Genomic DNA, 9711 nt, shown 5'->3' with positions numbered 1-9711 from the left:
AGCTCGCGCGCGATCAGCTGCTGCTTGATGGCGTTGCGTGTTGCGTCGTTGTCGGGGAGTTGTGCCTGCTGCATGGCACGGGTGATCTGGTCATCGGGGATTGCCACGCCGTTGACCGAAGCGGCAAGGACAGGCTGCAGGCTGAAAGCCAATGCGGTGGTGGCGATAAGGCGAAAGATCTGCGATTGCATGTTGGTTTCCTTTGACATCGGGTATCGGGTATCGGGTATCGGAGTTCTGCGTTCTGCGTTCTGCGTTCTGACGGGCCGCTTCAAGCCCAGCACATCGGCACAGCTCAATAGGTCCAGTTGAGCGTGGCCAAAAAAAGCGGCGCCTTTGTGCCCAGGTAGCTGGGCTGCGCGAGCGGCACGCCAACCAGCAGCTCACTGGTGAATGTTTGCTTGGCCCACTGGGCCGAGAGACGAATGCCGGCGCCGGTGCCAGCCACCGATTGCCAGTCACGGGTTGCGACCGATTGGGTCTGGCCGCCGTCCAGGAACAGGTACGGCTCCATGCGGATGCCGGCCAGCGCCGGCGCGTTGGCCCACACCATCTCGTTGCGCAGATACGCGCCACGGTCACCAGCGATGGCGCCTTCGCGGAAGCCGCGCACGGTGCTGACGCCGCCCGCGTAGATCTGCTCGGAGCCGAACAGCGCCACGTTGGCCCACTGCGCGACGAGCTGCGCACGCCAGGCCAGCAGGGCGTCGAATGCCCGCGGCAACGGCAGTTGCAGGCTCGCATTGGCATCGAGCTTGGTGAACTGCGCATGCGCTTCGTCAGAGCGGATGTCGGCGGGGTCGCGGGTGGCATTGATCAGCCGCAACCCGCGCGAGACGCCCGCCTCGGCCGTGGCATAGCCCTGCTGGTCGTTGGCGGCAAAGCGCCGCAATCCGCTCCAGGCCGCGCGCAGCACGGTGAGCCGCTGGGGATCCAGCTCCAGGTTGTTGATCTCGCGCTCGCTCTTGCGATAGGTGAGGGTCAGGTCGAAAGCCTGCCGCCCGCTCCGGTCGCGGGTAAGGACCCGGTTCCAGCCCAGCGTGTGGCCAAAGGTGCGGCCGTACAGCAGCGCGGTATCGCCAATGGCGGTCTGGTACTCGGATATCGAGCCGGTATAGCTGAAGGTGTTGTAGCCGAACGGCGCCGCCGCCGAGAGCACGGCCGCATTGGTATCGCGCGTGCCCACATAGCTGGCGGAGACCGCCTCCTGCAAGCCCAGTGCGTTGTCGGCATCGATGCCCAGCCGCGTGCGCGAGATGCCCGTGGTCCGGCTGCCATAGTTGTCGACGCCGGCATTGAAGCGAAAACGGTCACCGGGCTGGTTAGCCAGCGCCACCACCGAGCTGCCCGGCGTCTGCCCCGGCAGTATCTGCAGCTCGGCCCGGTTGCGGCGCAGGCGGTTGACCTGGTCAACCCCTTGCTCCAGATCCTGCAGGCGCAAGGTGTCGCCCGGCGCGGGGAATTGCCAGCCCGTGCCAGCGTCTGTCAGCAGCCCGCCGCCCACGGTATCGAGCCATCCGCTATCTTTGCCATCGACGCTACCATCGCCGCCGCGCAGGCGGATGGCGCGCCCGTTGAGGCGGATCGATTCGACCGTGCCCGGCACAACCGTGACCATCAGCACGCCGGAGGCAAGATTCTGCTCGCCCAGATAAGCACGCGTGGTGATAAACCCCCGCGCCACAAAGGCTTCGGTAAAGCGCCGCAGCAACAGGTTGATGCGATTGGTCCCCAACGACTTGCCAACGAAGGGGGCCGTGATGGCGCTGATCTCGGCATCCGACAGCACGGTATTGCCGATCACCTGGATACGTTGGATCTCGAACGTGGCCGATGTCTCGGGCACCGCCTCGATGGGTGTGTCGGGTGGCAGAACCTGCTGGCTCTCGATCCGGGCCGGTGGCTGGGTGGCCTCACGCTCCAGGTCGCGCTGGCGCTGCTCGCGCAACAGGCGCTGTGCCGGATCTTCCGGCGTGAGTTGGGGCAATGGCGCCGCCGATGGCAACGGCATTGGCGGTACCTGAGCCTGCACGGAACCGGCAGACAGGATCGCCAGGGCCGTCATGGACAGCCGGAGCCGGAATCGGAGCGGGGTAGCGCGCCGCATCATTGCCACACCCAGGAAGTGAAACCGAGATGGTTCTCGACGGTGACGGGAACGCGCTGGCGCGGCCGCTTCACCATGGTGGTGCCCGCAATGGCCACGTCACCCTCGAAACTGCCCCCATCCGCTACGGTGTCGCCGCTGATGCGCGTGCGGCCCGCCGCCATCCAGCTGCCGCCGATGTCCGTGGCGTAGAGCCTGGCCCAGGTGTCGCCAAAGAAGGCCTTGAAGCCCCGGTCGCGCGCGATCGCCGAGTAGCCGGTCACACCAGCGGCGTAGGTCAGCGGCGCATTGACCGTCAAGTCACCCAGCGCCAGCACGCGCCCACCTACGTTCGCGGCCAGCTTGCCCGCCTGAATGTCGATATGGCCACCGGCGGACAACAGGCCACCCGTCACGGTGGTGGTCGATGACGCCGAGGTGCGGCAGATGATCATGCAGCTGCGGGAATAATGCGCGGCGCCCCTGGTGATCCCTTCGGTGCGGAACGTGTCAGCCGCGCGCACCTTGATGTCGCCGTTGTTGGCATAGATTTCCCCGCCGGTGTTGATGACGTTGCGCCCGGTGAGCGTGGTGCCCTTGTCCGAGAGCAGATAGGCAATCTGCGCCGGCCGGTCAACCTGGCCATAGTCCACGTCAAAGCGCGCGCTGGTCTTGGTCAGCACCAGCCAGCGCTGGCCGCTGCCGGTCTGGTAGCTTGGCTGCTCGCCATTGGCACCGGCCTGCTTGGTGATCTCGTTGCGCAGGTCGCCGCCGGCCGTCACGGCAAGGTAGCCGTTCGACAGCATGCGGCCATAGCGGTTGATGACATCGCCCCCGGCCCGGACCGTGACATCGTCGCCCGCACCGAAGAAGATCCCAAGATAGTCCGGGGTGGAGGTATTGAGCACGGTGCCGCCCGTCAGCACGGTCACGGCGCCGGCGGACTGCGCTTGCCCCACGATGCGCGATTGCCCCTGGATCAGCGCGCCCTGGCTGGTCAGCTCGCGGTCGGACTGCAGCAGCACGCCACCCTGGGTGGCCACCAGCGTCGATTGCGCGGCGGCCGAGTCAAGCAGCACCGACCCCGCATGCAGCCGCACATCGGTCGCGGCCAGCACGCTGCTGTCACGCTGGACATAGCTGCCGGTGGCATCGATGGCCACGGCGGCGCCGGAGGCGCGTATGGCGGTGCCCTGCAACGCAAGATCGCGCACCTGGATACCAGTGCCGGCGACGCCGTCGACATCGGTACCGGACAGCGCCGCCGTATCTGCCTGGATGCTCAGCGAGCCATTGCGCGAAGTCAGTGCCGTGCGCGTGTCAGCCTGCGTGGTCTGGAGCCGCGATGTCGCAATGACGAGGTTGCCCGCGGCCGAGGCCTGCGTGCCGGCAAGCGCAATGCCCGCGCCAGCGTCCAGAAGCCCGATACCGCCGCTGGCGCTCAGCACCGAGCCGGTCAGCCTGATGGGTTCGCTGTGTGCCTGGCCTGCCGCGCCCATCACCAGATCCCCCGTTGCGTGGGTGCCGGCTGCCAGCGTGGTGGCATGCAGGTCAATGCGGTCGGAGGTGACTTGCAGATGCCGGCCGGCATCCAGGTTGCCTGTGCCAAGCATGCCGCCAGTGCCAATCACCACATCCTGCAGCGCTTGGATCTTGCCGGAGGCGAGTTGCAGATCACCGGTGCCGGAGACCGCGAAATCGCCGGCGATGGCGTAGGCCGAGCCGGCATGGCGCACCCCGGCGCCTTGGTCGGTCACCAACAGTGCGATCCGCCCTGAACTCAGGCTACCCGCGGCCGTGATGTCCAGCGCGATGCCCTGGCCTGGGTTCACCGCGGGCGCGGTGTATTTCACCCACGGGTGCTTTCTTTCCGGATCGTTGTCCGTCGGAGACAGGCTTGTATCGATCTCGGCGCTGCCGGTCCCCGCCACGGCACGGATGCTTGCGTTGGCATCCCCATAAAGATTCTCGACCCTACCGCCCACCCGGATTTGCTTGGCTACGAGTTCCAGGTTCTGCAAAGTGCCTGACAGACCGCCGGGGCCGATATCAATGGTGCCCTGGCTGGTAGTGAGGACAACATTGCGCTGTAGCTGGCCGTTGGCGACGGTGAGATTGTTGAACGACACCTGCCCGGTAGTCAGCGCAAGATTGCCAATGTTATGCACCGTCATGCCATTTACGGTGATCCCGTTGGGATTGGCCACAATGACATTGGCGCGGTTTCCCAGCACATTCAACGGCCCTTCAAGCAATGACGGATTGGTACTCGTGACCTGATTCAGGATGGTGCGGGCCAGCGCCGCGCGGTTATCAAGATCGACGCCGGCGCGCGGGACGTTGAAGTCCCGGTAGGTGTTGGTGGAAACGCCGCCAACCGCATTGGTGATGCCAACGGTGATGCGGCCATTGGCCCCCACCGTGACCGTGGGCGCGCTGTTGCCGCCATCGGGCACCACGCCTGCGGCAAGGCAAGTGCCGGTGAGCAGGAGCGCCCCCCAGGCCAGAGCGGAAAGCCGCAGGCCGTGCGCCGCCATTGCGGTGACCGTCGTCTTTTGCTGCTCCATCCCAGTCTCGCCACGCCGCACAGGACCTCTCCCATTCTCAAAGTGCGCGCGAACGAAATTGGATAAGACGATGCGTAAGGCGATTCCCATGCTCAACAAGGAAACGCCGCCACGATGCTGCCGATTCTGTCGCGCTGAATTTTGACGCGACATTAGCAGAGTGCCATCGTAAAAAATTTGGGAAATTTCCCAATCTTCCGGCGTTTATTCGCTTCCGATGGCTCGGCGAACGCATCAGTCAAAGGATTTAACAAAAATTCAACAATTGTGTCCGCAACAACGGCCATGCTTTAATCAGGTGTTAGTGAAACTGAACTCATGGTCTCAACCGCGCTTTCCGCAGGGGCAGTGATCGCTCCTGAAGAGGCAAAAGGAAGAAGGGCAGTTGTTTATAACGGCGCCCCGACCGCGAGGCATCACCCTACGTAGGGAGGGCGGAGCGCTGGGGGGGCCGATGACGAGAGGGATGCGGGCAAAGGAAGACAGCTCGCGTATTGAGGCTAGCGGCAGCCGATGACAACGACTTCACCGAGGCAGCAGTTTTGGTCGCAAGAACGCGCCAATGTTCGTAGAATGTTGCCACCCGCTAGGCTCAAACAGGGAGCGCAGCCATGAAAGAAAGCCCGGTGCCAGCCGATTCCGGCGATGCCGCATCGCTCCCAACCAGTCGCCCTCCCTCCGACCTGGCCGACGAGATGCTGGCATTCGAGCAAACGGTACTGCGGCTGATCACGCGCAATATGCCGCTTCCGGCGCTGCTCGCCGAGGTATGCCGCCGCGCCGAGACGATGCTTGGCGAAGGGCCGTCATGTTCCATCCTCCTGCTCGATGGCGATGGCACGCACGCGAAATTCGGCGCGGCGCCCTCGTTGCCCGACGCGTTCAGCGCGGCGATCGACGGGCTCCAGATCGGCCCCGGTGCCGGCTCATGTGGCACGGCCATGTTCGAGCGGCGCATGGTGGTGGTGGAGGATATCGCGACAGATCCCTTGTGGGACGATTATCGGCAGCTTGCGTTGCCGATCGGGCTGCGCGCCTGCTGGTCGATTCCGTTCCTGGACGATGCGGGGAAGGTGCTCGGGGCGTTTGCGGTCTACTATCGCGTCCCGCGGCGACCGACCGCCAAGGAAGAGACGATCCTGCACAACATCGGGCAGAGCGTGGGCCTTGCCGTGCATCAGGATGCGATTGCGCAACGGCTTGCGCAGAGCGAAGAGCATCACCGCTTCGTTGTCGATCTCCTGAGCGAAGGCATCCTCGTGCTAACGCCAAGCGGTATCGTGTTGGCATGCAACCCAAGTGCGCAGCGCATGCTACGCTCGGCGACGTCGCTGGTTGGCAGCAATATCTACGGCAACGTGGCGCGGTCGTTTCATGACGACGGATCGCCGATCGCGTTCTCGGACCGGCCAACGTCCCGCGTGATAGCGACGGGGCAACCGGTTCTTGGCGAGGTGATCGGGCACGAACTGACCAATGGCGAGATCATCTGGATCAGCGAGAATGTGGTCCCGATCATCAAGCCCGGCGAGACGGCACCGGGTTCCCTGCTGGTCTCCTTTGTGGATATCGGGCCGGTACGCGACGCCACCCAGCGCTTGAAGTATCTCGCGACGCGAGACTCCCTGACGGGACTATTCAATCGCAGTTATCTTGCCGACCGGATGACCGAAATACTCGCGCCCGGCGACAACGACGGACAAGACCCGCTGCGCGTTGCCATCGTCTACGTCGACCTGGACGGCTTCAAGCTGGTCAACGACTCGGCCGGGCATGAAACCGGCGACGCCCTGTTGCGCAGCGTCGCCCAGCGGCTGAGCGGATGTGTACGAGAGGACGACACGCTCGCACGCGTGGGCGGCGATGAATTTGTGATCGTGATACGCGGCTATCGCAGCACCGAAGAGATCGCCGCGCTGTCCGCGCAGCTTCTCGAGTCCATTGCACTGCCGTTCACGGTCGGCGAGAACGCCTATTTTATTGGCGCTTCGATCGGCATCAGCCTGTTTCCAGAAGACGGCCGTGACGCCGCAACGCTGCTGCGCAATGCGGATTCCGCCATGTACTACGCCAAGCAACTGGGGCGCAACAGCTTCCAGTTCTTTACGGCGTCGCTTAACTTACGCATGCAGCGCCGCTTTGCCGTGGAGCAATCCTTGCGGCGCGCGCTGACCGCGGGCGAGCTCAGTGTCGTCTACCAGCCCATCGTGGAAAGCCAGAGCACAAGCGCGGTTGGCGCGGAAGCCCTCCTGCGATGGCACAGCGCCGAACTCGGTCACGTCTCGCCGGAGGAGTTCATTCCGGTCGCGGAAGAGACAGGCATGATCGTAGCCATTGGCCAGTGGGTGCTGGAGCGGGCATGCGCGCAAGCAGCAGAATGGCGACGCACCATCGCACCGGATCTTTCAATGGCGGTGAACCTGTCCCCGCGCCAGATCAACGCAGGGTTGGCGCAGATGGTCCAGGGCTGCCTCACGCGCGCGGGGCTCGATCCCAGTGCGCTGGAGTTGGAAATCACCGAGGGGCTCTTGATGATGGATAGCGAAACGGTGATGCCGGCGCTGACATCGCTGACCCGTACCGGCGTGAGGATTTCCGTCGACGACTTCGGCACGGGATACTCGTCGCTATCCTATCTGAAGCGCTTCCCGCTTCATAACCTCAAGATCGATCGATCATTCGTCGCCGGGCTGCCAGACAATCGCGACTCCACCGCGATTACCCACGCTGTCGTCGCGATGGCGCACTCGCTCGGCATGAGCGTAACGGCGGAGGGCGTGGAAACCCCGGAACAGGCAGCCTATCTACGTTCCTTAGGCTGTGAAAGACAGCAGGGCTTTCTATTCTGCCGGCCCGTGGAGCCTGCGGAATTTGCACGCCGGCTAGGCGAGCTTGGCTCGGCGGCGGACGCAAAGTAGGGAAAATCCGGCGCTACCGTAACGCCCCTCTCCCATTTCATGGGAGAGGGGAGCAAACCAGCGTATTGCTGCTGGCCACTCGCACCCGTATGCCGTACTCACACAAAGTCCGAAGCTCCAAACTTTCTAACGGATCAATACACCTTTTCGTGTGGGCTGATGCATCGCTGGGCTAAATCCAGCGCCGCCGTGGCTCCCCTCTCCCGCATGACGGGAGGGGTTGGGGGAGAGGGCGGGCCTGCGCAAAAGCGAGGCGCATCACGTTGAGCGTGCGCCCGCCCTCTCCCCCGGCCCCTCTCCCATTTCATGGGAGAGGGGAGCAAATCAGCGTATTGCTTCCGGCAGCCGCGTTACTCAAGATCCTCCACAAGCACCTTTCCGTATGCGGCGGCAGCGGCAACGATGAAGCCAAGCACTTCGGCACTCAGGCCATTGATTCCCGAGAAACTGCAAAAATAGAATCCGTAGGGCTCCACGCTGGCGATGGCATCGGGCATTTGGCCCGAATTCCCCGGCGACCGGAAATCAAAGCCGGAGGAACCCTTCTGGCCTGCCCCGCCGCCCGCGCGGCCAAGGATTTTCTCGGCGATGTCTTCTGACGGCAGGTCAACGACGATCTTGTATTCAATACCCATTCTGACATCTCGGTAAATGCTGGCGCTACCAGAAGCGGATCGCCCCGCCCAGCATGAAGAAGATCAAGACCAGCCCGTACTCCCCGAGGAGCAGCGGCGCGATCGTCAGCAAGCCCTGGAGGACCACCGCCACCTTCCAGCGCCTGGACAAGCCATAGCGCCACCAGTACAGCGCATGCAGGATCATGGTCAGGCCGTTGGCCACCCAGACCACGCCAAGGGCCATGATGTAGTTCTGCTGTGCGATCCGCAACACCAGGAGCAGCACACCTACCATCAAGATCAGCAGCGATCCGACGCCAAGCAGAGCACGGCCCGTGGTGACCGGGTCGGACGTAGATCGTGGCATTGCATTTCCTTTGTCAGCGTGAGGCACGCCAACCAACGTTTTCAAGGTCAGCGTGTTTGTGTCCGCCGTTCCTAACCAAGCCAGCTGCGCAGGGACCGGCCACAGCGCTGGCAAACGCGCGGCGGCAAGAGCGGTGGCAGCTGCCACCCAATCGCCCTATCGCTCTTTCAGTCCAGGTTGCGCACCACCACAAGCTGCTTGCGGAATTCAAATCCCATCTCCGGCCAGGTCTTCACGTAGTCCATCAAAGCCAGCTGGCCTGCCGGATAGTCTTCGCCGTTGACACGGCAATCCGCCTGGATCTCGCCCTCGGCATCGCGCGCGGCGTACAGGCGGATGGCGGCGAACTCGGATGCCTCAAGCAAGGGACGAAAGGCGTCAATCGAGTTCGTCAGCAAGCAGCATGGGCAGAAGTCGTGCGCATCGCTCTCGCTCTCACTCTCGCTATCCTGCTCGCTCGCCTCGCGGGCGGCGGCCGGGCATGACGGCTGCGCATGCGGCTTCGCCATGTAATGCGAGGCTGGGCCAAACACCACGCGGCGACGCAACGCCCGGTGGCCCGCCTCGCCAGGGAACTCCATCGTCATCGACATGCACTCGGTGACTTCGGCGCGGGTGCCCTCGCGCAGCGCCACGGCGTCGGTCCTGGCCCATTGCGTAAAGCCATTGCGCATGGCAGTTGCCGCGTCGTTATCGCTGGCCGCATGCTGGAACTCGAAGCACCCATCGGGTACGAGCCGTTCATGGCAGACCTGGATGGTAGTCGATGACTGCCCCATGCCGTTCTCGTGCAGATGCCATCTCACCAACCGCGGAAGCAGCCACAGGCCCTCGGCGGTCTGCAGCCAGGCTCCATGACGGGACACCGGCTGGCTCTCGGCCATCAGCACGTCCTGGAGCAAGCTCGTCAGGTCGATGTTCTCCGCCCGGCTTTCGTCGTTGCGGGTAGAGGCAATGGAGAACACAGAGGTCGTGCCGGGATTGCCCGGGTGGATCCGTGGCGTGTAGTTGGATTCCGATGTCATCTGAATACTGTGCTGCTTGGTAATAGGCTTTGGGATCGATCCGCGCCGAGTTTACAGGTTTATGCCGTAGCCGGCATAGGCTGGGCTCGATCAGCGTGCGGACGTACGGCTGGACAACGCTTGTCCGGTCC

6 protein-coding genes and 1 pseudogene are annotated in these 9711 nt (G+C 63.8%); 1 reads left to right on the top strand and 6 read right to left on the bottom strand.

All coding sequences use genetic code 11. The features are described from left to right. The 3 genes and pseudogenes from AC1Q7Q_RS30660 to AC1Q7Q_RS30650 all read right to left on the bottom strand — a co-directional run. Nucleotides 1-191 (bottom strand): annotated as a pseudogene (locus AC1Q7Q_RS30660) (peptidyl-prolyl cis-trans isomerase); the annotation flags it as partial. Between the two features lie 104 nt (nucleotides 192-295). Next, nucleotides 296-2110 carry a ShlB/FhaC/HecB family hemolysin secretion/activation protein gene (locus tag AC1Q7Q_RS30655; protein WP_492387247.1) on the bottom strand — a complete coding sequence of 605 codons (1815 nt, stop codon included), beginning with the start codon at nucleotides 2108-2110 and terminating at the stop codon, nucleotides 296-298. Further along, nucleotides 2107-4653 (bottom strand): filamentous hemagglutinin N-terminal domain-containing protein, encoded by a 2547-nt coding sequence (locus AC1Q7Q_RS30650; protein WP_492376750.1) that lies wholly within the window; start codon nucleotides 4651-4653, stop codon nucleotides 2107-2109. Before AC1Q7Q_RS30650 ends, AC1Q7Q_RS30655 begins: the two co-directional genes overlap by 4 nt. A 611-nt stretch (nucleotides 4654-5264) precedes the next feature. Between AC1Q7Q_RS30650 and AC1Q7Q_RS30645 the strand changes: the two genes are divergently transcribed. Beyond that, nucleotides 5265-7571 carry a putative bifunctional diguanylate cyclase/phosphodiesterase gene (locus AC1Q7Q_RS30645; RefSeq protein WP_492376751.1) on the top strand — a complete coding sequence of 769 codons (2307 nt, stop codon included), beginning with the start codon at nucleotides 5265-5267 and terminating at the stop codon, nucleotides 7569-7571. A gap of 350 nt (nucleotides 7572-7921) precedes the next feature. Here AC1Q7Q_RS30645 and AC1Q7Q_RS30640 read toward each other — a convergent pair whose 3' ends face one another. The 3 genes from AC1Q7Q_RS30640 to AC1Q7Q_RS30630 all read right to left on the bottom strand — a co-directional run bounded on the left by AC1Q7Q_RS30640 (nucleotide 7922) and on the right by AC1Q7Q_RS30630 (nucleotide 9580). Continuing rightward, nucleotides 7922-8206: a hypothetical protein gene (locus AC1Q7Q_RS30640; protein ID WP_492373185.1), complete on the bottom strand. Its 285-nt coding sequence runs from the start codon at nucleotides 8204-8206 to the stop codon at nucleotides 7922-7924. 25 nt (nucleotides 8207-8231) lie between these two features. Continuing rightward, a complete protein-coding gene (locus tag AC1Q7Q_RS30635) occupies nucleotides 8232-8555 on the bottom strand; it encodes a hypothetical protein (RefSeq protein ID WP_492373186.1) in 324 nt (107 codons plus the stop codon). A 167-nt stretch (nucleotides 8556-8722) separates the two neighbouring features. Next, the gene (locus AC1Q7Q_RS30630) at nucleotides 8723-9580 is read right to left on the bottom strand and encodes a DUF6348 family protein (protein ID WP_492373187.1); all 858 of its coding nucleotides are present in this window, start codon (nucleotides 9578-9580) and stop codon (nucleotides 8723-8725) included. Nucleotides 9581-9711 lie beyond the last annotated feature (131 nt).

The organism is Cupriavidus sp. GW823-FHT07A04, from assembly GCF_058794615.1.
This window is presented reverse-complemented; position numbering and strand designations above follow the sequence as displayed.

Bases quoted from the DNA above. Each gene is read 5' to 3' on its own strand.
- AC1Q7Q_RS30650 (WP_492376750.1), bottom strand. From the start codon at position 4,653: ATGGAGCAGCAAAAGACGACGGTCACCGCAATGGCGGCGCACGGCCTG.
- AC1Q7Q_RS30630 (WP_492373187.1), bottom strand. From the start codon at position 9,580: ATGACATCGGAATCCAACTACACGCCACGGATCCACCCGGGCAATCCC.
- AC1Q7Q_RS30635 (WP_492373186.1), bottom strand. From the start codon at position 8,555: ATGCCACGATCTACGTCCGACCCGGTCACCACGGGCCGTGCTCTGCTT.
- AC1Q7Q_RS30655 (WP_492387247.1), bottom strand. From the start codon at position 2,110: ATGATGCGGCGCGCTACCCCGCTCCGATTCCGGCTCCGGCTGTCCATG.
- AC1Q7Q_RS30645 (WP_492376751.1), top strand. From the start codon at position 5,265: ATGAAAGAAAGCCCGGTGCCAGCCGATTCCGGCGATGCCGCATCGCTC.
- AC1Q7Q_RS30640 (WP_492373185.1), bottom strand. From the start codon at position 8,206: ATGGGTATTGAATACAAGATCGTCGTTGACCTGCCGTCAGAAGACATC.